The following is a 22,204-nucleotide window of genomic DNA, read 5'->3' as shown; positions in this document are numbered from 1 at the left end:
TAACCAGCAGCTACGACCGAGAGCCTAGCGGAGCGCCTGTCCGCCCATCCCGATAACAGGCGGGGTCGGCAGTTATGACGGGATTATGACGGCCCCATGGTTGCCTATCAAGACGGGAAGGAAAACGAAAGGACGGGGGTAACATGCTCCTTCGGAGAACATTCGCTGGCGTATCGGCCGCTGCGGCCACCATGGCTGCAGTTATTGCATTAGCGCCTCCAGCAGCTGCTATTCCAAGCGGCTGCAGCGTTGAGGTATCGGGAGTATACGCGCACGGCCGGTGCACATCCGGAACAGGACAACATCGCGTAGGCGCAAGATGTACGGGATGGTTCCCGGGTTTCCCAGGATACTGGGCTGAATACACTCGATACGGATCCTGGACAAGCCCGAGAAGCACGTCGACTGCCAATTGCGGCAGTGTGATGTATATAGGCGAAGTCGCGTTTTATGCATGGACCGAACGCCGTTAAAAACGGGCTCGAGCCTCGGGAGCACTCACTCAGACCGTCATCGATGGGAATGGCCAGCGGACCATGCGATAGGGAGCCAGCCAGAACAGCTCACCCATCGCCAGGACAAGCCCCTCCTCGATCAGAGGGCCGATGGCTTCGGCAGGAACTCCGTGATTTCCCTGATCGAGCTCGCGCAGAGCGGCTATCAGATCCGGTTCGGTCAGCGTGTATTTGACCAGTCGACGGCTGCGACGGTCACGTATCTGCAAGAATCCCGGCCCTTGTCTCCAGCAACAGCGCCCGAGGTAGAACTCCTCCCACCAGGCTGCGATCTTCTCCGCGCCATCAGGGCCCTGGATTCGGCGTGGCGGATGAAGGTGACTCAGCGCATCGGCACCAATTGAAGGAGGCATCGAGCGGATTTCCCAGATCACCCGCATGCCACGAGCGGTTGCGAGTCGCACGATGTCCATTCCCCGGCAATCCGCTGGTGAGGGTGCGACCAGGTCGACAGGCTGGTCAAGTTCTACGGTACGGACACCGGAGCGATAGAGCTCACCCGCGGGAAACGGGTCAGGATTATGGAGTCGGACCTTCAGCCGGTCAGTGCAGTCTGCTCGCAACGGTGTGGGAGTGTCTGTCATGAGGCGGCCTTATCCGTGCGACGGCCGACTCTGCAGAGCTGCTGGTTCTCGGCAGTGGTGGCCACGTGAACATGGCGGCCATCGTCGGTGAAGATCAGGCCGAGCCGTCGCCATTCTGCGAGAATCCTGCGGACCGTTGTGCTGCCATCGGCGCCCAGGGGGGAGCTGACGTCATCCAGCGCGGAACACAGAGCGGCATCCGTGCGTGGCTGGTCCAGCATGCGGAAGAGGATAATTTCCTCAGGGTTTCGGAGTTCGACGTGGCGCCAATCAAAACTTGGCCTGGTGTTGGCGAGGAGAATGGCGTCACCAACGTCCTGATGGGCGAGAGTGCTAAATTGGTGCTGTTGTTCCCACAGCGCAAGAGCTTCTATCAGCGAGTCGGCCACGCCGCCTTCGATTCCCATGTCAGGTGTATCGAAGAGGTAGGCGATGTCGTAGAGGTCGGAATCGGGGAGATCGTAGATCATCATGTACTGGCGGTGAGGCCGCCGGACCGAGAACCCGAGTTCAGGCTTGTTGAAATAAGGACTGAATCGCTCCAGCGCAATGCGTGACGCACCTCCTGGTGGTTGCAGGTGATGCAGGCAGGGAAGCTGGGCGATGACGGGGAGGTAGTGATCTTCAGATTCGCCCGGAAATCCGTACAGATAGTTCCAGATAACAGAGAGTCCGGTGCTCTCCGCATCCCGCAGCAGTCGAACATTCTGTACCCCGCTGACCCCTTTGTCCATGAGTCGCAGCACAGTCGCGTTCAGGTTCTCGATTCCCGGTTGGACAGACACTATTCCTGCGTCACGAAGCTGCTTCAGGTGATGGAGCTTCATATTCGATTTGATTTCGTAGTGGATTCGGTAGTCGTGATCTCCTTCCGCAATTTCACGCACGGCAGTGTTCAGGTACTGCATATCCAGGATATTGTCGACCACGAAGAAGTCCATGACCTTATGCCGTCTCGCCAGGTACTCCAGCTCACGAGTGAACACTTCCGGAGGCTTGCTGCGGAAGGTCATGGCTGATCCGTTGAGTCCGCAGAATGTACAGTGATGCTTCTCCCCCCACCAGCATCCACGAGCCGACTCAAGCACCAGCCGTGGCTCGAACCAGGAGGATACGCTGGTGGTCTCGATGCGCGAAAAATAGGCATCGTAGTTGGGCGTCGGCATCTCTGCAGGCGTCAGGAGGCGGTCCGACATGGGGTTAGCCACCGACTGGTCTCCCTTCCGCCAGCAGAGCCCGGGGATTGCCGAGAGGTCCGCGCCAGTCAGGAGGCAGCGTATGAGATCTGGGAAGCTTCGCTCCCCCTCACCTCGCACAACGAAGTCGATTTGTTCGAAAGCGCGGTGCAATCCTGCGCCCTGGTCCCCGTCGCAGTTTGCGCCCCCCATGACGCAACGGACGTCTGGAATGATCTCTTTCAGCCGACGCGCCAATGCCAGGGAAGCTACGTTCTGCTGAACCGTCGAGGTGAAGCAGACCATGTCGGGTTTCGTAGCCAAAATTGACTTGGCCTGAGCATCGATGAACTCTGGAGCGCCGGCATGCAGGCGCATGCAGATATCGTAGTCCCGGGATGAGATCTTACCCTTCATCTGCTCGGCGAAGCCCTCGATATTCCACTCGCGCGTGCCGTACAGGGCCGAGGTGAAGATCCAGTCACCACACCCCTTGAAGTAACTCCGCAGTGCGAAGAAGTCATAGTCCAGACGGTTGGATCCGGGTATGATGCGCCCCATCCACTCGGCGCACTCGATATTGACGAAGCGAGTGTCCACCTCAACTTCTGGCATTGTTTCCTGAAGTCGAGAAGTGAGAATTCCCAATGCAAGAGATGGCGTGTCTATCGATGCCCACGGCATGGACGCAAGAGTAATCCGCATCGCCTCTCCTTGGTCGACCGCAGCTCGGAATATAAAGTGCACGAGAGGGATCGCAAAGCAGCAATAGCGGCTCGTCGCAATCCCCCTGCGCGGAGGCGAGCATATATCAGAATTAGTTGATACTATTCGCTGGCAATTGCGATGTCGGCCGAATTGTTCGACTTGGACGGTTCCGCGCTAGTGCCCTGCGGATCATTGTCGACAATTACCTTTTCCATGGAATCCCATCTCCCACTCCAATCACACGGCGCTCGTGAGTACGTTCGAGCCCAGCGTGACCCGGCCTCGGGCCCAGGGCACCCCCTTCCGTAGGCGTCGAGCAAAGGCGTTCCTTCCGGAACACCTCCTGATGGACAGTCAACAGCTGTCCGTCCCTGGCGAGGGTAGTGACGGGCGGTATGTCCGCGGTATGTCCGTGGTATGCGAGCCTAAGATCATCATGCACTCACCCACCTATGATCCAATGCCGCCGGGTTAGCCTCAAGTATTCAGCCGAGGCGGTAGCTGCGTTCTAGATCATGAGAAAAGGTGCCCCTGACCTGCAAGGATTTGGGTGTCGACGCCATATCCGCTGCAGAAGCAGGTGCACCTTTCTGGTGAGTGAGCGTACCGGGTGGGACCGGCGGTTGTCTGTCACCGCTGATGGAAAAGGGCTGGTCGGGCATGCGGGCGCGGTGCTGTTGCACAAGATCGCCGACCGGGTCGGGCTGACGGAGGCGCTCGGCGGGCTATGGCCGGGCGGGCAGAGCACAACCTGGCGCGATCGCGCGCACGTGCTCCTCAGCCTGGCCACGGCGATCGTGTGCGGCGCGCGGAGCGTGCTGGAAGCCGAGCGGCTGCAAGCCCATCAGGCGGCGCTGTTCGGGGTCGTGCCGTCGGACCCGCCGCACGCTGGCCGGCCTGGATGAGGCGATGCTCACGCGCAGCGCCAAGGCCAGGGCGAGGGTACGACGACACGTCTGGCAACTGCTGCACCTGCGCCCGAGCGGCTTCCCCTGGCTGACGGTCGCGGGTAAACGGCTGAGGGGATGGATCGTCATCGACATCGACGCCACCATCATCACCTCGGCCTCGGACAAGAGCGGGTTAACGGGCGGCCGGGCCTGGTATCGCCATATCCAGGCTGCGGGGGTCAGGTGAAGACCTGCCGCAGCGCCTCGGCCAGGAACGGGCGCGCTCCAGCCCGTGCCCGCACGATGGGGCCGCTGCCGCGCCGGTACTCACGCCATCCCTTGTGGACCCACATCGCATAAGCCACGGGTGCGACCACCTCGAACCGGGCCCCGGTCGGCCCTGCAGTGGGGCCTTGAGTGTGGATCGAGGACCGCAGCCGGCCGGTGTCGACCGGGGCCAGCTGCTTGGCGCGCGTCTCGACCAGGCGCACCTTGCGGTGCAATCCGGTTACGAGGGGGCTGCCGGGCCGGTACGCCATGCCGCGGAGCGCCGCGGTGTCGATGTTCACCCGTACGCTCACGGCGACACCTCGCCGTCCGGGCAGCAGATGCCAGGCAGCGCCACGGTGACACGGGCCTCGACGCCCATGCAGCCGCCCTCCGGGGTGAGGATCCTGGTGCGGCCCATCACATACCGTCGGCCGCGCCGGCCGGCGGTGGTGGGCAGGCAGCATTGCAGCGCGCTCAGGATGGTGACGGCGTCGACGTGCACGATCCGCGCGGCGGCCTCCAACTCCTCGCACGAGGGAGGGCAGCCGCCCTCATCCTGCATCGGGGCACACCGCAGCAACGTGATCACGAGTTCGGCGGCGAGCGTCGGCACCGGGGCGCATCCCTTGACGCCGCGTACGTCACGGTCCTCCTCAGGGAAGGACGACGATGGCCAGACTCGCTCCACGTTCACGGTGAGCTGGCCGCCGGGCTCGCCCGAGCACGGGTCCTCGCACTGGTCGAACGCCGGAGCGCCGGCCACCACGCAGGCGCGGCACGGGCAACCCGGCTGGCCCTCCACTTCGGCCGCCGTGCGATCGAGCGCCTCGCACACGCACGCCAGGACGGCTGCGGCGACGTCGTGCAAGCCGAGTGCTCCTATGGCCATTGATGCGTCCGCGGTGTTGGCAGGTCTGGGCTCAAGACGCGGCTCGGCGAGGCGAGCCCGTACGGGTTGACGCTCCGGATCCACAAGTCCACGCCGGGGATGCCGGTGCGGCCGTCGGCGTAGATCTCGGCCAGGTCTGCCATCTCCACGGTCACGCCCTGGCGCTGCACTTTCGTCGTGTTCGCAGGCATCCGGCAGCCGCACGACCCCGAACCGCCGCACCCGCGCACCAGGTGGCAGAACAGCTCCGAGGCGGCCGCTATCGCGGACTCGTCCAGCGGCAGCCCGATCCGGTAGGTGACCGCCGCCGTCCCGGGCTCGGTCGGCGGCGCCGACAGGTCCTGGCAGGCCGCCCAGCAGTCGCCGTCCAGCCGGACCAGCCGGTTCGGCGAGTCCACCCGGTACGCCTCCGGCGGCAACATCACACCATCAACGACGACCTCGAGGATGTCGAACACGGGGCCGTCCAGGACGAGTTCGCACAACTCGGTGCACGAGCAGTCCGTACGGCACCCGCACACCGCGTTCCGCCACACCCCATCCGCGCCGAGGTACGGCACCCGGCCGCCCGACTGCGGCCCCAGCCACGACCAGCCGGCCGGGAACAACTGCTCGACACACGACCGCCCGCACGGCCTGATCGTCAGGGCACATGAAGGCCCGTAACGTCGGCCGGACAGGCGGAAAAGGATCTGGCTCGCGACCAGGCGCCACCGCTCGACCTCGGCCTCATCCATCCCGTCGGGAATGTCGCAGCAGGGCTCGATCGGCCACGGCGCACACGGCGAGGTCTGGAGCGGCATCAGCGCCCCCTCCGCGCCTGCTCATACGGGCACCGCCCCGGGAACGCGGCCCGAATGAACTTGCCGACCTGCCCGTGAGCGAAGCTGTCCGGCATCGTCGACAGGAACGGCGACCTGGCATCGAACTGCGGCCCGCGGCGCGACACCTTGACGTCTGCCATCTGCGTGCCGCCGATCCCGGCCAGCATCCCGTACACGGTGCGCTTGTGCGCGTCATGACCACGGCCGACCTCCAGGGCCTTCACCATGGCCGCCTTCTCCACGGGCAGCGGTACGTGCAGCTCGTAGGAGATCGGGTCCTCGTAGCCGAGCCCCACGAGGAAGGCGCGCGTCTCCCGCATCGCCGCCAGGTACACGGTCGACCGCGGCCCGAAGTGCGCCTCAAGCTCACGCACCGGGCCCCGGTGGAACACCGGGAACGGCGACGGCTGCGCCCGCATGACGAACATGTCGTCGTTCGCCCAGATGAACGGGTCCGACACCTCCGGGTGCTCGCACGCCGCGCGCATCGCGATGGTGGTGTTGACGTACCGGGAGTTGCCCCGCTGAGACGTCGGGATGTGCCGGGCGCCGGCCGCCCACCACGGCCGATATCCGACGATCCACACGTGCCGGTGCGGAAGGTTCGCCGCCCACGAACGCAGCGCGTACCGCAACTGCTGGTTGTGGGCTCCCTCCCGCACCGGCACTACCAGGTCGGCAGCCACGGGTCAGGAGGCCGACGCGTCGCACAGGACCGGCTGGTATCCGCACGACGGGGCCGGCGGGGCGATCGTCGTGACCAGCATCCTGCGGTGACAGGAAGCATCCAGCGGGGTCAGCAGCGGGCCCGGCGTCCCTGCGGCGTCCTGGGCGAGCACATCGTAGGGGCCCACACCCCAGCGGCCGCCGGCGCGGGTTGCCCCGGTCAGGGTGAGCGTGACGGCCTCGCTACCCACCTCAAGGTCACCCAGGAGGCCGTTCGTCACCCACGGGAGGAGGAAATACACCCAGGCGCCGTCGCCGGTGTCCTCCTCTGGGCAAACGTCCTCGCCGAGCACGTCCGCCCACAACTCCAGAGCGAACCCCGAATTGCATTGGATGCTGCAGGAGTCGAAGCCGATCGGCTCTCCGTCCCACCCGTACACGACCGGCGACCCGGTGAGGATCTCCAGCAGCTCCGGAGACGCCTGAAAGATGTTCAACGTGGTGTCGAAGCCGTTGAAGGACGGGCAACCCTTCTTGTATCCGCACTGGCGGCCGTTGGCGGCCCTGAAGACGACGTCCTCGCCCTCTTCGACATTGGCCTCCATCTGGACGGAGGCGAAACAATCTGTGACGAACGCATTGTCTTCGCCGCACACGGGCCGACCGCATCCATCGACTCTTGTGACTCGCAGGGTTGAGGCGTTGGCGATCAGAGGGCAGGGCACTGGCGGGCTCCTCGGAACGAAGCAAGCCCGGCCCAGAACCAGCGACTACTACCAGTTTAGTGATCCGACTGTCGGGGTGGCTGCCTCTGCCCCACCTGGCGGGGGCCGAGTCGCTCTACCGGCCGGCGAGATGTTGGACGGCCTCGGCCCACGCTTTCAGTTCGGTGTGCGCCTGGTCGGTGAGGAACGCGCTGCGGGCCAGCGCTGCGCTGACAGCGGCGGCACGGCGGGGCCCGGCGGGGTACAGCTCGCGGATGGCTGCGACCCACGCCTTGGTGTCGTCGCGGTCGATGAACACAGCGGCGTCGCCAAGCGCCTCGCGCAGGCCAGCCGTTGGGTGCGCGATCACCGGCAAACCAGACGCCAGCGCTTCCACTGCGGCCATGCCGTACGACTCGTAGATGCTCGGCATGAGCAGGACCCTGGTGCGGGCCCACACGTCGCCGCGCATGTCCGAGGTCTGCGGTATCACGTGCATGTTCGGCAGAACCGGCGCCGTCACCTGTAGACCGTGCGCGCCGGTCACGCCGAGGAACGGCAACTCCGGCAGCATGCGGGCGGCGCCCCGCCACGTGTAGACGCCTTTGTCTCCTGATGTATTGACGAGCGTCACCCGATCCCCTGTCACCGGAGCGCGGTGCTCGTCAGGCCCCACCGGGGGATGCACCACGAGCGACGCAGTACGGTCGACTTCCAGATAGCGGGCGGCGAGAGAGGCCCGTACCCAATGCGTGTTGTAGACGACCAGGTCCGGGCCGGCCCACAGGGAGCGGGCAGAGAAGTCGTGGTCGGAGTGCATCAGCAGCACCGACCGCGCCCCGACTTCCTTGGCGAGAGTGATAGCGCGCGCCGCGTAGTTGTGGTGCGTGACCATCACGTCCGGCCGCATGGCCCGGGCCAGCAGCTCGGCGGCGTGCGGCCCCAGGTGCATGTAGGGGACGCCGTCCACGTCCCACGACGGCGGCGCCTCCGGCATCGACGAGCACACCACCAGCACACCCATGCCGGCGTCCTTGAGCGCGCGCATCATCGTCTGAAGCATCGTCTCCGACCCGGCACGCCGGTACGGCACGCCGTAGTGGATCCACGCCACCACCTTGGTCCGCTCGCCGGCGAGGGGATCGCCTGGGACAGGGGTGCGGGCCTCGGCCTGGCGGCGCGCGGGCAGCAGCCGGATGCAGGCCTCTTCGAACTCGCCCACGTCCGCGTCGGGCTGGCCCAGCACCAGACGCGGAACGCCCCTCATGCGTGCCGCGAGCCGCTCTGCCTGCCGATCACCAGCATGCGTGACGAGGACATCCGGGCGGGCCGCCTTCATAGCCCTCCACCAGTAGCCGAGCGGCCACACCCGGACGCCGTCCACCTGGCGCGGGCTGTCACGCCTGCGGACGGTGGTGACGACGTGCACCTCATGCCCGGCCGCGGCCATAGCCCGCAGGTGCTCGTGCTGCTCATAGCTCGGCATGAGCGCCAGGATGCGCATGCCCAATGCGGATACCTCTCCTAGTACTCCAGTGACACTTCGCGATCTTGAGGCGTTGGGGTCACATGGCGACGGCCACCACGTGATCATTCGGAGTTTGTGAAGACAACCAAAGATCGTGCGGTAGCCGCGAGCCACAGCGTAGACCCTGACGGCTGGATGGTCATCTTCAACGAGATGATGGCCCAGATCGCCAGGCCGCTCGGGAGCAAGCCTGCCGAAGCCTGATGGTCCCGGCACCGGGTTTCACCCGTCTCGCTGGCTACGGCCCCATTAGTTAGGCATGCTCTAACGAAGGGTGCACTCAGTAGTACTCCAGTGACACTTCGCGATCATCGGTGGAATCTACGCTGGCAGTGGAAGTGATGGCCCACACCGCATACCAGCGACATACCGCGCCTATACCGCTGCTCCCTAAGCTGCGGTACGTGATCCATTCCCGGCGGCCGTAAGCGTGGCGGCCGGGTGCCGAAGCCGACCCATACTGCCCACCGTGAAAGATTCGCCGCGCAGGGTGTGACAGTTAAAACTGCGCGGCCCAGAGGGGTGTTTCGTGAGACGATTCTTGACGGTGGCTACAGTGGCAGCAGCGACTTGCATGACGCTGTTGCTCAGTTCAGCTCCGGCCAGCGCAGATGTCCTTGTACGCGGCGGCTACGCCACCTGGAAGAAATGCAATGCGGCAGATGCGCTTTACACGGCCATGTACCCCTGGAGGGATTACTACTGTCGGAAGTCGCTGTCGCCCGGAGTTGGCTGGAACCTGTACCGCAACACTTAGCGTTCGGTGTGGCGCTCACGCCGATCAAGTGAGCGCCACACGCTGCCACTACCAGCGCAGATTCCACCGATGATCGCGAAGTGTCACTGGAGTATCGACGCGCGTGCTCATGCGATCCGCTCGTAGCGCAAGGTCGTGCGCCCGTTGCCGTCGGACTGGACGCGGGCAACAGACGGTGCGGGCCCGCTGAAGTGCTTGACGACCTGGAGGCGGACGAGCCGCGAGCCGGGCACGGCGTACGGGATGAGGATCGGCGCGTTCTGGTTAGTGCCGATGGTGACGACCGTCGTGGCCGGGGAAACGGCTGTGTCGATCTGCTGGACCAGGACCTCACTGTCGGGCACCACAGCGCCCGCGGTGACGTCGAACAGCCGGGCGCCGATCCATGCGTTGGTGCCGTCCGTGGCGTTCAGCACGGACCGCACGCTGGCGTCGAGGTGATAGGTGCCGGCGACCGGGAGCGTCAGCTGAAGGCCCGTGTTCACCCACACCCCTGTGCCGGTGCCTGCGAGGTCGACCATGGCGGGCAGCTCGGCGTATCCCCGCTCGCTGATCCGGATGCTGCTGGAGGTTCCCATGGGTCAGTCCTGGTCCGTGTAGAGGTGTTCGGTCCAGTGGACGATGAAGTCGGCGCCCGCGGCCGTGCCGGTGAAGATGAGCGAGCCGTCGAGGGCGAGATCGTAGGAGTCGCCGTCGACACCCCAGGTGAGCGTGACCCCGGCCGGGACCGCGACGTCGTCGGCGTACGCGGTGGGCGCGCCGCCGTTGCTGGAGCCGGAACCTGCAGCGCGGACGCGGACGGCACCGGCCAGGACGGTGAGCGTGACCGCCTGGACGTCGGAGCCGAGGCTGTCGAAGTTCGGCGAGGACTCCGTGCCGGTGTAGCGCTGGATCCGTGGCCGTATCCGCATCGTGGGCGTGACCCGAGCGCCCGGGGTGACCTGGACTGAACACTCGACGATCTGTGCCGGGTTGGGGGCCGGGACCGTAGCGCCCGCGGCGTTCGTCCACCGCACGGACGTCTGCCCCTGGCAGTCGACCTCGACGATCCGGCGGAAAACCTGGTCTTGGACGACGGTCTCGGCAGGGGCGAAGGTGAGGACGTCGCCGGTGTCGTTGTCGACCGCGGTCAGGACGCCGTAGTCGGTGCCCGTGGGCGGCAGCGCCCGCGAGCGCACGTGGTAGGCGCAGGTGTCCGACACGGCGACCGTCCACCCGCCGGCGAACGGATCCCACGTGTTCAGGGATGCGGCCAGGTCGGACAGGAACGGCGTGCCGCACTCGTCCCAGCCGTCGTTGAAGGGCGCGGCGACGACGTTGATCCCGTTGATCACCCAGGACGTGACCTTGATGTTCGGCCGGTCACAGATCCCGGCCGGGGTGCCGTCGATGGAGGAGACACCGCACGGGGTGCTGGCCGAGTTGTCGTAGGTGACGTACCGGTAGCCCGGGATCTTCCAGCACTCCGAGGCGATCGTCTGCGGGCAGTCGATCGACAGCCCCGCGGAGGTTCCTGACACGTCTACATCTCCCGCGCGGTTGAGACGAGGACACCGGACATTGCTGAACCTCCGTGCGTGTATGGGATGGGGTGCAGGGGCGCGTGCGTGCCGTTCATGCTGGTGTGTCTCCTTCCGGGCCGATCCAGTGCATTGAGATCCGCGTACGCCCGTCCACGTTGGAGTGGACGGCCCCAGCTCCGGCCTGGCCGATGCGGTACGCCCAGAGCGTCACGAGGTCGCCCGCGGCGAAGGAGTGGAGGAAGGAGAGGCCGCCCGTCGCCTGGTTGGCGCTGCCCGCTCCGGTGGTGCCGATGATCAGGGCCTCACTGCCGACGATCGCCGCGCCGTTCTTGTAGAGCGCGGTGGTGACGTACTCGGACCCGGCCGTGGCCGCAGGCATGGCCACGGAGGCGCGGGCGTTGTAGTCGACCTCCCACACCCCGGCGCGCGGGATCGTGATGGCGGGGACTTCCGTCACCTGCTCATAGACCCGGTCGGCGCCGTCCAGGACGTGGGTGAAGGTGAGCGTCGCGTTTTGCGCCCACGAGCCGTCTGCGGCAACCTGCCACACGGCCGGGCATGCTCCGTCCGCCGGCGGCGTGACCGTGATGCCGGGGCCGGCCTGGAGCTGGGCCTCCGGCACGAGGAGCCCGGCCGCCGTCTGCGTGAGGGCGTTGCACGCCGAGTCGACGATGCGCGGGTCGATCCGGTACACCCGCCCGCAGGAACCTGCCACCACTGCCTCCTAGTCGGCGATCTTGACGTATGTCAGCTGGCTGTTGGCACCGTCGAAGATGCTGGTCTGGATGGTCGAGCCGCCCGTGAGGCCGAAGTTGGGGCCGCCGCCGTTGAGCTTGGCCTGTACGCGGACGGTCTTTGTTGCCTGTGCAGCGGTCACCCGGACCAGCCCGGTCAGCGGCGCTGTGCCGCTCTGGCACGTCTGGAACTGGGTGCCGGGCGCGCTGGAGAACTGGTGCTGTGCTCCGATGCGGTTGCCGCCGAGCTCGACGGCCCCGGATTGGACGTGCAGCAGCCGGACCGTGGTCCACAGGTTGGTGGCGCCCAGGTCGTCGACGGTCGCGCAGATGTTGGTGCGGATGTCGCCGGTGATCAGGTACTCGCCGGGGTCCGGCAGGACCAGGGCGAGCCCGGTGTTGACCCAGTTCGCATTCGTCCGGGTGCCGAGGAGGCTGACCTCGGCGACGTTGCCGATCGACTGGCGCAGCGGCGTCAGGTACGCCTGGACTGTGTACGTCTGGGGGCACGCGGTAGCGGCGGCCGGGGGCGTGACCACGACGTCGACGGACTGCAGGTTGCTCGCCAGACGTCCGGGCACCGGGCCGAGGTCCCCGACCACACGCGTCTCCGGGACGAGCAGCCCACTCGCGGTGCACGTCAGGCCGTTGCAGGCGGCCGGGTGGATGACCGGCCTCGCGCGGATCGGCGCCGCGGCGGAGCCGACCCCGTCGATCGCGATGCACGAGGTGTCCGCGAACTGCGGCGTGACACCGTCCTGCCCGTCTTCCCCGGGCGGCCCAGGCGGGCCAGGAGGCCCCGGAGGGCCGCCCGGCGTTCCCGGAGGCCCAGGAGGACCAGGCGGGCCGGGAAGGCCCGCACAGCAGGATCCAGCCATGCCTTATCAACCCCTGTAGGTGTAGTGGAGGAGGACGTCCGAACCCGTACCGAGGCTGCCGCCGCTCCAGGTGGTGAGCGCCTGGTCGGAGTCTTTGGACACCGACCAGGAGAGCGTGACGCCGGCCGGGATCGTCTCCGTGCCGTCGTCAGTGGTCACCGTCCCCTGGCCCGCCAAAACGGTGAGCGTGACGGACTGGATGCCGGGGTGGAGGCCAGACAGGTTCAGGACCTCATCCCCTGTCAGGCGGCGGACGCCGGTGAGCAGCGGCTCCGGCTCCTCCATGCTGGCCGGGCATTCGCCGGGGTTCACGGGCGTGTACGGCTGTGTCAGGTCGCCGTCGCGGTAGGCGCCGAGGAGGACCGGGGCCTCCCCGTTGCACGGGTCGACCGCCCACAGCTCGGTGTAGGGGATGACCTCGCCCGTGGCGGTGGTGTCGCAGCCGCACCGCTCGATGATCTGCTTCGCGCACCCGGGCTCCTGGCCCCCGCACACGGTGACCTCACCGGAGGCCAGGAAGTCCCCGCCGTCCAGGTCCGTGTCCCATATCCGCGTGACCGCTCCGGAACAGTCGTGCTGGACGTGCCGCAGGAACGGGACCGTGGTGTCCGCCTGGACGTCGCACAGCGGCACCACGGCCACCTCAGCGCACGCCGGGCTGTCCTCGCCGACCTCGCACGCGCCCGGGCTGATCGGGCCGACCGGGGTGTAGGCGGCGCCGTCCAGGGTGGTGTCCGTCGTGGAGATGATCTCTCCTGAGCAGTCCCGGCAGATCGTCCGGAGGAACGGCGTGGAACAGCTGGTGACGTTGGCGGTGGCGGCCAGGGTGAATGCTGACGACGTCCACCCCTTGCCGCCTTGGGTGTATGTCTCCAGGTCCAGCTCGATCGCGAGTTCACCGGAGAGCCACTGTTCATAGGTGACGGTGTGCGTGAGCGTGAAGTCCCGAGCCCCGCCCACCTGGATGTTGAAGACGGGGTTTGCCGCGAGCTGCGTCCCGCCCTGGAGCAGGCGCAGCACGCCGGCGGTCGAGTACGCGAACGTCGGGCCGTCGTTTACCACGTGCGCGGTGGCCGTGATGGTGACCTCGGTCGGCGGGTCCGCGGCCGGGCACGGCGGCACGACCGGCGCGCCCTGGATGAGGGCGGCGATGTAGTGGTGCTGCTGCTGGTTGGTCTGCTGCGGTGGCGGCGCGGTGCCCTCCGGCCACACCAGCTGCCCGCCGTCCCAGAACGCCTGGCCGCCGCCGGGCAAGGGCACCTTCCACAGGTTGTCCGAGGCCTGGAAGTACGGCGTGGGGTCCGTGTCCGTCAGGGTGCGGTCGAGGGTGACCTGTTGGGCCGGGCCCACGTCGCACATGGGCAGCGTCTCGCAGTGCAGGCAGGCCTCCGCGGCCTGGCACGCCCCAACGGTTCCGGTGGGGGCGTAGGCGGCACCGTCGAGGGTGTAGTCGCTGCGGCCGACAATGGCCCCGTTCTCGTCGCGGCGGTAGTCGCGTATGAACGGCGTCACGCTGCCGTCGGCGGCGACGTCGCAGAGCTGGACGACGTCCTGCTCGGGCTGCCCGACCCCGGCCGGGCACACGCTGATCTCACCCTGCGGCGTGTAGGTGGCGCCGGTGGTGGCGTCGACCAGGCGGACGGAGTCGATACTGCCGTCTGCGGCGTAGCTGTACTCGATGAGGACCAGGCCTAGCACCGTGCCGTCCGGGTCGAGGTCGCAGAACACCCCGCTGACTTCGATAGAGCGGGAATCGCCGCAAGCGACTGTCCCGGCCGGCGGGGCTCCGGCCGAGAACGCGCCGGTGACGAGGTTGATCCAGCCCTCCGAGGTCACGACGCCTTCGCAGTCCCGGACCACGGTCACGGCGATGGGCGTGCCATCGCTCAGGCAGAGACCCACGGTCGCGGTCGGGGTCGTCGGTTGCTCGCAGTCCGGGACGGTGGGGCAGACCTCGACGGTGCCGGTCACCGTGTAGGCGGCACCGTCCAGGGTGCGGTCCAGGGTGGCCAGGAGCGCGCCCTCGCAGTCGTATGTGGTCGCCCGTACGAACTGGACAGCGGTCCCGTCCGCCTGGACGTCGCACAGCACCTGCGCCGTGGTGGTGGCGTTGCAGCCGTCCGGCGAGCACGGCCGCAACGTCCCGGCCGGCACGTAGGCCGCGCCGCTGACTGGGTCCACGGTGCGCGTGCCGATCCGGTCACCGCTGGTGGTGTCGTATATGGGTTCGACGAGGGCGACTCCGGCGACCGTCCCGTCCGCGAGGACATCGCAGAGGACAACTGCCTCGACGTCGACACGAGGCGGGGCTGGGGCGCCGCTGATGATGACCGGGCCCTGCCCGCAGCAACTTGACATTACAGTTGCACTCCTTGGGTGTACGTGATCGTGACGGGCGCGGTCTGCGCGGTGATCGTCAAGGGGCCGGTCAGCGCGGCATCGTCGTCACGCACGATCGACCAGGTGACGCTCTCGCCGGCGAACAGCGTGGTCGTGCCGTCCATGGTGGTGACCTGCGCGTTTCCGCCATGAGCTGTCGCGGTGACCGACTGCAGCAGCGGCACTGTCGCTGCGTCCCACGTACCGCCGGGGCCGAGCTGGACGCGGCGGGCCCGCACGCCGCGGGCGGCCGGCGCACCCTCGGTCGGGCATTCGGTGGTGGGCGCGATCGGCGTGTAGGGGCCGCTCAGGTCCGGCAGGTAGGTGCCGATCGAGGCGAGGGCGCCCGTGCAGCCGTTCACCGCGATCAACTCGACATACTCGACATCGCCCAGGCCGTCCCCGTCGGTGTCGTCCCACCGGCATTCGGACAGCAGATACTGGGGGCACTCCGGCTCGGGAGCGCCCTGCACCGGGCACGCGACCGGCGCGACCGGCTCATAGAGGGCGCTCAGGTCCTCGGTGTAGGTGCCCAGGCTGGTGAGGGTGCCGGCGCAGTCGACGCCGAGCAGTTCCACGTAGTCGGTGTCGCCGATGCCGTCGGAGTCGGTGTCGTCGCACCGGCACTGCGCGATCACCTGCTGCACCGGGCACGGTAGCGGCGCGGCGCTGGCCGGGATGCACTGGCCCACGGTGCCCGTGGGCTCGTACTCGGCGCCGTCGAGGGTGGTGTAGGTGACGGACTCGACTTGTCCGGTTTCGCAGTCCGTGACGACGTTGGCGAGAATCTGCTCGCCGCAGCCCGCCTGGTCGAACACCACGTCGATGGTGAACTCGTCGAGGACCCAGCCGCCGATGCGGGCCCCGTCGGGGTTGCTGCCCCCGGGGCAGGAAGTGGGAGCCAGGTGGTAGGTCTCCAGCAGCCCGAACAAGGCGACGTTGCCGGCCGCCAGGTCGGCGGCCGGGGCCTGGGCGGAAACGGTGAGCGTCTGCACCGTGCCGACCGGGACATTCATGGGGGTGACGCCTTCGGCGGCCACGACAGTCCCGCCGATGCGTAGGTCGAACCGGCCGGTGCCTGCGCATCCATCGTCCGGGCCGGTGCGTTCGACCCGGACGGCCGCGGTGACGGTGGCGGTGCCGGTGTCACACGCCGGGCGGGGCGCGGCCACCGTGGCGGCGAAGGTACGCACCCGCTGCGGGTTGCCGTCCGCCGCGGGGGCGGTGTCGGGTGGGATGGTCAGGCTGCCGCCCGACCACAGCGCGGCCGCGCCGCCAGCGACCGGGTCTGCCCCGGGCAGGTTCTGGTACGGGGTCGGGTCAGTGTCCGTGACGGCCGGGGCGGGCTCCCCATCGGTGGGGAGATCACACACCAGGAGCGTGCTGGTGTTGCGGCACGGCTCCGAGCAGGTACCGACCGTCCCGGCCGGAACATACGCGGTACCGTCCAGCGAGTAATCGCTGTACCCGACGATGACGCCGTTCTCGTCACGTCTCCAGTCGCGCAGGAACGCCGTCGTCGTGCCGTCGGCCGCGACGTCGCACAGCACGGCCAGGTCGAGGTCAGGCTGGGCGGTGCCGGCCGGGCAGTGCCGCAGCTCCCCCTGCAGGGTGTAGGTGTCGCCGGTGGCGGGGTCGACCAGCCGCACGCTCGCGAGGGAGCCGTCGGGGTTGTACTCGTACTCGACCAGGACCAGGCCGAGCACGTCGCCGGTGGCCGGGTCGACGTCGCACAAGATGCCCGTCAGCTCGAACGCCCGGGAGTCGCCGCACGCGGCCGCGCCCGCCGGCGGGGCGCCCGCGCTGTAGGTGCCGGTGGTGAGGTTGATCCATCCGTCCTGGGTGACGACGCCCGAGCAGTCGCGGGTGAGAACAACTGCGATGGGCACTCCACCCGGCAGGCACAGGCCGAGCGTCGCGGCGGGGGTGGTCTGCTCGGCGCACGGCGCGCCGCCCTCGCCGGCGCACACGCCGACCGTGCCGGTGACCACGTGCGGTGTGGTGCCGTCGAGCTCGAAGTCCTCGGCGGTGGCCACGCCGCCGGTGACCGTGATGCGGCGGATGAACGGCCCGGCCTCGTCGCACAGGACCAGATCGGTCGACCCTGTGGTGCCGTACACGCAGGGCACCGGCGCCACCGGCACATACGGCGTCGAGGGGTCTCCGGCGTAGGTCAGCAGCAGGCTGGTGGTGCCGTCGTCGGCGACGCACCACAACTCGGAATAGGTGGCGTCCGGCTGGCCATCCCCGTCGGTGTCGTCGCATCTGGTGACGCAGATGGTGTCCACGCATCCGGTCGCGCTGCCGCTACCTCCTGCGCATATGCCGACGGTGCCGGTGACGACGTGCGGCGTCTGCCCGTCGAGCTCGACGTCCTCGTAGGAGGCCTGACCGTTGAGGAAGGTGTACCGCCTGAGGAACGGGCCGGTGTCGTCGCACAGGGTGATCGTCTCGGTCTCGGGGCAGGCATAGGTGCATTCGACCGGCGAGACAGGAGTGTACGGGACGCTCGGGTCGTCCTGGTAGGTGAGGAGCAGATCCGTGGTGCCGTCGGCGTGGACGCACCACAGCTCCGAGTACGTGGTGTCCGCGGTGCCATCGCCGGTGGTGTCGTCGCACCGCTGCACACAGATCGTGTCGACACAGCCGCAATTCGCCTCGCACGGCCCGGCGTCCGCCGGCGGCGGCCCGGCGGTGAAGGTGCCGGTGGCGGGATCGACCCAGCCGACGACCTCCGGCTCCGTCGGGGCCGCCCCGCAGTCGGCGCAGCCGGAGCGGACGACGAGGAGAACCATCGTGCAGTCCGGGCGGCACAACGGCGTCGACGTGATCGACGGCGCGCAGCACGCCTCCCCGGTCCCGCCTCCACCGCCGCCGCATGCGCATGGAATGGGCTGAACTGCCACTAGTCCACCTCCGGGTGGGCCTGGCGGCGGTGCATGTCTCGGCCGCGCTGGGTGGTGAACTCGCGGGGGCAGGCTCCGCACGGGTACGGCGCGGAGTCTGGCGTGGTGGTGTCTGGCGTGGTGGTGAGCGGCGTTGTGTGGGCCGTGTGCGGGTTGTCGGGCGCTGTATGAAGGGTTTCCTGCGGGGGGTCTGCCGGGCCCGGCGCAACGACTGCGGCGGGCTCCGGTTGGGGGTCGGGGCTGATATACCGCTGGCCGTCCACGACAGACCCGGCCAGGACCTCCTCGGGGATGTGTGTGAACAGGTGCGCCGGCACCGCGAACTCCGTGGTGGAGCAGGTGCGCACCTTCGGGGTCTGCTGCACAGCCCAGCGGGCCATCTCGACCCGGAGGGCACGCGGAGGCTGAACGATGATCATCAGCATGGGCAAAGACTCACTCGGATAGCCGCTGCGCGGCAGCAGGCAACCTCGACAACGAATGAACGCTCTGCGAGCACGAACCTCTGGTTGACGGTGTAGCGGACACTTTCGGCGTCGGTGTCCGGGACGATTTGCGGCGCCTCACGCCGGACCCGGATCGGCCCAGTCGCGTAAAGCCAAGCCTCGCCGGGCGGGGCCTGCGAGCAGTCCGGCGGGCCGACGTTCAGGGCGTATCCGGCGCCGAAGATGACCCCGTTGCCCATGAGGGTCCGCGGGCAGTCCCCATCAGGTTGGACCACGTTGCAGCAGCCCGTGAGCGCAGCCGCAGCCGCGGGAATGTGGAGGACGCCCTGTCCGCCCCACGCCTCGGCGAGCCAGCCCTCAAGCGCCGCTACGCCCTGAGGAACGGGAACCGCCGCACCTGGCGTGAGGTCTTCGGCCATGGGGCACAGCACGTCCCGCATGAACCATTCCTCGAGCGCGCGTTGCTCGCCCATGCGCAGCTGTTCCCGTGCTCGCTGAACCGCCTCCTCATACGACTGGCCGATGGTGCTGCACTGGCTTCCCGCGTAGATCGTGATGCTGGGGAAGGTGCACACCTCGGGCCGGTCGAAGGTCTTCTCTGTCGGCCCGGGAGGTGTATCCGGATCGGGGCACCAGTTCCAATCGTGAGCACCCGAGCAGGACAAACTGAGAAATTCGGTGCCGAGCATTTCATGTTCGTCGGACACGTCGACGATGTCGACGCACCCCCCGAGGATGCCGTGAGGCGACGGCGAGCCCGGGATGGGACTGACGAGCTTGCGCAGTCCGGCTGGTGGCATCTGCCTCACGTCCTCTCATCCGGGGGCGGCCCCGGCCGGGCAGAGGGCCGGGGCTGCGGGCGGAAAAGGGGGTCAGCTGCTGCCTGCGGCGCAGACCATCTCCAGCTGCGCACCGGTCGCGCCGTCCGGGCAGACCGGGACGGTCACGATCCGGGTGTCGACGCTGCGGTTCACGAGGGCGACACATTCCTCCACGAACAGGGCGGTGTAATCGTTATGGCTGAACTTTGCCGAATCGTGAATGACGCCCAGGTTGACCTCTTCGCCCCGGCCGATCTGGATCTGCCCGGCCGGGTAGATGAGGAACTGCAGGTCTGCGGGCCACTCGGTGGCCGGGGTGGCGGCGCCGATGTCGGCGGGGACGGCCGGGGCCAGACCACGCGCGAACTGCACCCGCACACCGAGCGTGGAGAACAGGTCCTGGATGCAGTTCGGGTTGAGGTCGCAGACGTTGACGCCGTTCTGCCGCGCCAGGTCGGCCAGGAACAGGTTGCGGCTCCACCAGGGGAAGACGACCTCGAGGCTGATCCGCTCGCACAGCGAGTGCCGCTCGATCATGTCGGCGGCCTGGAGCGCGACCGCGGCGTACACGGCCGACAGGGCGGCCATGGTCGCCGGCATGGTGACCGGGGTCGCCTGGGCGACGGCCTGGTCGAACAGCACCTGCCGGATGCGGATCTCGTGGGCGACCATGCTGTTGCGCAGGTACCAGTTGATCAGCTCCGGGAAATGCCGCTGCGTCAGGATGCCCGCCTCCAGACAGACACCGACCGCGTCGCAGCGCACCTCGACCGGCTCCGGGCACGGGATCTTGAAGCAGGGCTTCTCAGCGCCGGAGATGTCGTCGGCCTCGGTGTGCACCCACGTCAGCGCCGCCACATCCAACGACGGGGTCAGGAAGTAGCGCAGCCCACCCCTGGACAGCTGGATCTCCGGCGCGTCCCACAGCATGTCGGGGCACGCCACGTCCACCAGGTCGTACAAAATCTCCGACGGAGCGCACCATCCCCCGGACGCGACCAGGTCACCCTGCGGCAGGCGACGCTGGTTGGCGGCCGTGATGGCGACGGTCGTACCCTCCGGCGCGCTGGAGGAGTCGGTGACGATCAGCTCCTTGGCGAACGGATGCCGGTAGGAGATCACCTGCCCGACGCCGCCGCCCGCCGTTTTGAGGGCGTTGGCGCGGGAGATGATGCCGGCGGTGATCTGGTCGAACTCGATACGCGCGCCCGGCACATACCCAGGCACGTCCACCGCCGCCGTGATCTCCGTGCCTGGGGCGGGAGGATCCGGCAGCACGCGCGGCTGGCGGCGGCGGACGCCGGACAGGTCGAGCGCGGGCCGGCGTGGCGGGATGACGCTGGACGCTGACAGCACCTGCTCCTGCTGCGGTTGCGGGTCGGGGTCGGGCGTGCTGGACGCCTCGACGTCGTCGGCGTCGGCGTCGCCTTCCTCGCCGTCGGGGCTGGTCTCGCTGGTCTCCTGGCTGCCGCCACGGACCTGGGCGGCGAGCGCGTCGATCTCCGCGGCGGCCTGGGCGGCGGCCTCACGCCGGGTCTGCTGCTCAGCGCGGATGTTATTGACGGCGGTCGCGAGTCGGCGAAGCTGGGCGAGGTCGTCGGGGGTGACGGTGGTGGAGGTGCTTCTGGCGTCGAACGCGGCGACGGCGCCGTCGAGGAGTTCGGCGAGCTGGTCGTCGGCGAGCTGCGTGATGTCTTCGGGGAGCTCGAACGGGTCCACGGGCTGGGTCTCTCTCCTCCTAGGGGTGAGAGCCCGGCCCACAACCAGCGGCGATCGTTTCGATGTTAGCGCAGCCGGTGCAGGGTGGGGTGGTGCCGCTAAGGCTGTTCAGGCTCGACTCGTGGAACGCGGCTGTAGTCCGCGTTGGGGAGGGGCTGCACCTTGCTGGCGGGGAACCATGTTTGCTGGGGCTCTCCGAGTCCGCCTTTGAACCCCTCGATGATCGGCACCCACTCCACCAGGTATTCCTTGGATCCGTCGCTGCCTTTCCGCCATGCCAGCAGGAAGCCCGCTTCCGGGTCGTGTTCAAGGAGCCGAACGGATGGAGGGTTGGACACGTTGCCGAGAATACCCCTCCATCGAACGGTTATTCGAGTGGGGCCGGTGGTTGGCACCTCTCGCGCCTTCCACCGGCCTGGCGGCCCATCTGTACGGGGGCAACAGACGGACGCACATCGACTGTAGGACGCATGTAGCGGATTGCAACCAGTTCGCCCCAGTTTATGAATGCTCGATTTGGGGGCGGCTATGAGGCGAGTAGGTCGAAGTGGAAGCCGACAGCAAGCAAGATCACCGCCGACCAGCGGATGGCGCGCTCCCACGCCTGATTCTCCAAGCCCTTCGCCAAGACTTGTGTCATTGCCCTCGCTACTCCAGGCGCGATGAAAAGCACCATGCCAGCGAGAAGGATTGCACCAACGGCCGCAGATGCTCCTTCACTAGGACCAGCGTCACGGTTAGCCATAAAGATCATTGCGCAAATGATCAGACCTAGCAGGGACACAGCAATGACGATCTTCATGTACGTACGCGAGCGGAAGGGCTCGAACCGCTTGTGCCTGCTGCCGAACTGCCTGATGCGGTCCGGGCCGATGATGTCCAGGATCACGGTCATGCCGGCGATAAAGGAGACGACTTTGCCGACACGGCCGAGCCCGAGGATGGAGATCCCGTAGATCGTATGCTGATTCACCTGCACGTTGTCGAACCACATGCCCCACGCCTGGAGCAGTCCGAGGTCCTGCATGCCTGAAGCGTAGAAGTGCCCCCAAGATGCGCCAAGCGCATCGGCAGAGATGGCCCCCGGGCGGCCGGCCAAGCAGGCGACGTGCGCCTTAGAACGGACGTCTGGAGGGTAGGGACAGATCACGTCGCGGTCGCTGCTGGCGCCTGCTGTTCCTTGGGTCGGACGGTGCTGCCCTCATACCGCTTCGCGACGCTCTTGGCCGTCGGCTCCGATGTACTCGTGTAGACGACCTTCCCCTCAGCGGTCACAACCTCGAACTGC

Annotated in this window: 21 protein-coding genes; 2 read left to right on the top strand and 19 right to left on the bottom strand. The window is 67.6% G+C overall.

Going from position 1 to position 22,204, the window contains the following annotated elements; all coding sequences use genetic code 11:
- Nucleotides 1-502: 502 nt before the first annotated feature.
- Both Q9G87_RS03795 and Q9G87_RS03790 read right to left on the bottom strand, forming a co-directional pair.
- On the bottom strand, nucleotides 503-1,099 hold the full coding sequence (locus Q9G87_RS03795) for a DUF5825 family protein (RefSeq protein ID WP_305914744.1): 597 nt from the start codon (nucleotides 1,097-1,099) through the stop codon (nucleotides 503-505).
- A complete protein-coding gene (locus Q9G87_RS03790) occupies nucleotides 1,096-2,979 on the bottom strand; it encodes a RiPP maturation radical SAM C-methyltransferase (protein WP_305914743.1) in 1,884 nt (627 codons plus the stop codon). Before Q9G87_RS03790 ends, Q9G87_RS03795 begins: the two co-directional genes overlap by 4 nt.
- A gap of 596 nt (nucleotides 2,980-3,575) precedes the next feature.
- Between Q9G87_RS03790 and Q9G87_RS03785 the strand changes: the two genes are divergently transcribed.
- Together Q9G87_RS03785 and Q9G87_RS03780 are read left to right on the top strand one after the other, a co-directional pair.
- Nucleotides 3,576-3,887: a hypothetical protein gene (locus tag Q9G87_RS03785; RefSeq protein ID WP_305914742.1), complete on the top strand. Its 312-nt coding sequence runs from the start codon at nucleotides 3,576-3,578 to the stop codon at nucleotides 3,885-3,887.
- Between the two features lie 4 nt (nucleotides 3,888-3,891).
- Nucleotides 3,892-4,119 carry a hypothetical protein gene (locus tag Q9G87_RS03780; protein ID WP_305914741.1) on the top strand — a complete coding sequence of 76 codons (228 nt, stop codon included), beginning with the start codon at nucleotides 3,892-3,894 and terminating at the stop codon, nucleotides 4,117-4,119.
- Here the strand turns inward: Q9G87_RS03780 and Q9G87_RS03775 are convergent.
- The 17 genes from Q9G87_RS03775 to Q9G87_RS03695 all read right to left on the bottom strand — a co-directional run bounded on the left by Q9G87_RS03775 (nucleotide 4,112) and on the right by Q9G87_RS03695 (nucleotide 21,943).
- Nucleotides 4,112-4,453 carry a hypothetical protein gene (locus Q9G87_RS03775; RefSeq protein ID WP_305914740.1) on the bottom strand — a complete coding sequence of 114 codons (342 nt, stop codon included), beginning with the start codon at nucleotides 4,451-4,453 and terminating at the stop codon, nucleotides 4,112-4,114. The two genes, Q9G87_RS03780 and Q9G87_RS03775, sit on opposite strands and share 8 nt — an antisense overlap.
- Nucleotides 4,450-5,010 (bottom strand): hypothetical protein, encoded by a 561-nt coding sequence (locus Q9G87_RS03770; RefSeq protein WP_305914739.1) that lies wholly within the window; start codon nucleotides 5,008-5,010, stop codon nucleotides 4,450-4,452. The genes Q9G87_RS03775 and Q9G87_RS03770 overlap by 4 nt, the downstream gene beginning before the upstream one ends.
- 11 nt (nucleotides 5,011-5,021) lie before the next feature.
- Nucleotides 5,022-5,834 carry a hypothetical protein gene (locus tag Q9G87_RS03765; RefSeq protein ID WP_305914738.1) on the bottom strand — a complete coding sequence of 271 codons (813 nt, stop codon included), beginning with the start codon at nucleotides 5,832-5,834 and terminating at the stop codon, nucleotides 5,022-5,024.
- Nucleotides 5,834-6,541, bottom strand: a complete 708-nt coding sequence (locus tag Q9G87_RS03760; RefSeq protein WP_305914737.1) for a hypothetical protein — start codon at nucleotides 6,539-6,541, stop codon at nucleotides 5,834-5,836. The genes Q9G87_RS03765 and Q9G87_RS03760 overlap by 1 nt, the downstream gene beginning before the upstream one ends.
- 3 nt (nucleotides 6,542-6,544) lie before the next feature.
- Entirely contained in the window at nucleotides 6,545-7,126 is a 582-nt protein-coding gene (locus Q9G87_RS03755) for a hypothetical protein (protein WP_305914736.1), read from the bottom strand.
- A 235-nt stretch (nucleotides 7,127-7,361) separates the two neighbouring features.
- Nucleotides 7,362-8,711 (bottom strand): glycosyltransferase family 4 protein, encoded by a 1,350-nt coding sequence (locus tag Q9G87_RS03750; RefSeq protein WP_305914735.1) that lies wholly within the window; start codon nucleotides 8,709-8,711, stop codon nucleotides 7,362-7,364.
- Nucleotides 8,712-9,617: 906 nt separating this feature from the next.
- The gene (locus Q9G87_RS03745; RefSeq protein ID WP_305914734.1) at nucleotides 9,618-10,088 is read right to left on the bottom strand and encodes a hypothetical protein; all 471 of its coding nucleotides are present in this window, start codon (nucleotides 10,086-10,088) and stop codon (nucleotides 9,618-9,620) included.
- 3 nt (nucleotides 10,089-10,091) lie between these two features.
- Nucleotides 10,092-11,030 (bottom strand): hypothetical protein, encoded by a 939-nt coding sequence (locus Q9G87_RS03740; RefSeq protein ID WP_305914733.1) that lies wholly within the window; start codon nucleotides 11,028-11,030, stop codon nucleotides 10,092-10,094.
- Nucleotides 11,031-11,124: 94 nt separating this feature from the next.
- Entirely contained in the window at nucleotides 11,125-11,748 is a 624-nt protein-coding gene (locus Q9G87_RS03735) for a hypothetical protein (RefSeq protein WP_305914732.1), read from the bottom strand.
- A 9-nt stretch (nucleotides 11,749-11,757) separates the two neighbouring features.
- A complete protein-coding gene (locus Q9G87_RS03730; protein ID WP_305914731.1) occupies nucleotides 11,758-12,369 on the bottom strand; it encodes a hypothetical protein in 612 nt (203 codons plus the stop codon).
- 282 nt (nucleotides 12,370-12,651) lie between these two features.
- On the bottom strand, nucleotides 12,652-15,003 hold the full coding sequence (locus Q9G87_RS03725; RefSeq protein WP_305914730.1) for a hypothetical protein: 2,352 nt from the start codon (nucleotides 15,001-15,003) through the stop codon (nucleotides 12,652-12,654).
- Complete coding sequence (locus Q9G87_RS03720; protein ID WP_305914729.1) at nucleotides 15,003-17,819, bottom strand: hypothetical protein; 2,817 nt, start codon at nucleotides 17,817-17,819, stop codon at nucleotides 15,003-15,005. The genes Q9G87_RS03725 and Q9G87_RS03720 overlap by 1 nt, the downstream gene beginning before the upstream one ends.
- 110 nt (nucleotides 17,820-17,929) lie before the next feature.
- Nucleotides 17,930-18,355, bottom strand: a complete 426-nt coding sequence (locus Q9G87_RS03715; protein WP_305914728.1) for a hypothetical protein — start codon at nucleotides 18,353-18,355, stop codon at nucleotides 17,930-17,932.
- Nucleotides 18,349-19,185, bottom strand: a complete 837-nt coding sequence (locus Q9G87_RS03710) for a hypothetical protein (protein WP_305914727.1) — start codon at nucleotides 19,183-19,185, stop codon at nucleotides 18,349-18,351. The genes Q9G87_RS03715 and Q9G87_RS03710 overlap by 7 nt, the downstream gene beginning before the upstream one ends.
- A 63-nt stretch (nucleotides 19,186-19,248) precedes the next feature.
- Complete coding sequence (locus Q9G87_RS03705) at nucleotides 19,249-20,916, bottom strand: major capsid protein (protein WP_305914726.1); 1,668 nt, start codon at nucleotides 20,914-20,916, stop codon at nucleotides 19,249-19,251.
- A 98-nt stretch (nucleotides 20,917-21,014) separates the two neighbouring features.
- Entirely contained in the window at nucleotides 21,015-21,254 is a 240-nt protein-coding gene (locus tag Q9G87_RS03700; protein WP_305914725.1) for a hypothetical protein, read from the bottom strand.
- 188 nt (nucleotides 21,255-21,442) lie between these two features.
- Nucleotides 21,443-21,943 carry a hypothetical protein gene (locus Q9G87_RS03695; RefSeq protein WP_305914724.1) on the bottom strand — a complete coding sequence of 167 codons (501 nt, stop codon included), beginning with the start codon at nucleotides 21,941-21,943 and terminating at the stop codon, nucleotides 21,443-21,445.
- Nucleotides 21,944-22,204 lie beyond the last annotated feature (261 nt).

Origin of the sequence: Nonomuraea turcica, assembly GCF_030718205.1 — a bacterium.
Taxonomy (GTDB): Bacteria; Actinomycetota; Actinomycetes; order Streptosporangiales; family Streptosporangiaceae; genus Nonomuraea.
This window is presented reverse-complemented; position numbering and strand designations above follow the sequence as displayed.

What these genes read in the sequence shown, in the direction of transcription:
- Q9G87_RS03795 (WP_305914744.1), bottom strand. Translation starts at nt 1,099, where the DNA reads ATGACAGACACTCCCACACCGTTGCGAGCAGACTGCACTGACCGGCTG.
- Q9G87_RS03790 (WP_305914743.1), bottom strand. Translation starts at nt 2,979, where the DNA reads ATGCGGATTACTCTTGCGTCCATGCCGTGGGCATCGATAGACACGCCA.
- Q9G87_RS03780 (WP_305914741.1), top strand. Translation starts at nt 3,892, where the DNA reads ATGCTCACGCGCAGCGCCAAGGCCAGGGCGAGGGTACGACGACACGTC.
- Q9G87_RS03765 (WP_305914738.1), bottom strand. Translation starts at nt 5,834, where the DNA reads ATGCCGCTCCAGACCTCGCCGTGTGCGCCGTGGCCGATCGAGCCCTGC.
- Q9G87_RS03755 (WP_305914736.1), bottom strand. Translation starts at nt 7,126, where the DNA reads ATGGAGGCCAATGTCGAAGAGGGCGAGGACGTCGTCTTCAGGGCCGCC.
- Q9G87_RS03750 (WP_305914735.1), bottom strand. Translation starts at nt 8,711, where the DNA reads ATGCCGAGCTATGAGCAGCACGAGCACCTGCGGGCTATGGCCGCGGCC.
- Q9G87_RS03745 (WP_305914734.1), bottom strand. Translation starts at nt 10,088, where the DNA reads ATGGGAACCTCCAGCAGCATCCGGATCAGCGAGCGGGGATACGCCGAG.
- Q9G87_RS03725 (WP_305914730.1), bottom strand. Translation starts at nt 15,003, where the DNA reads ATGTCAAGTTGCTGCGGGCAGGGCCCGGTCATCATCAGCGGCGCCCCA.
- Q9G87_RS03720 (WP_305914729.1), bottom strand. Translation starts at nt 17,819, where the DNA reads ATGGTTCTCCTCGTCGTCCGCTCCGGCTGCGCCGACTGCGGGGCGGCC.
- Q9G87_RS03715 (WP_305914728.1), bottom strand. Translation starts at nt 18,355, where the DNA reads ATGCTGATGATCATCGTTCAGCCTCCGCGTGCCCTCCGGGTCGAGATG.
- Q9G87_RS03695 (WP_305914724.1), bottom strand. Translation starts at nt 21,943, where the DNA reads ATGCAGGACCTCGGACTGCTCCAGGCGTGGGGCATGTGGTTCGACAAC.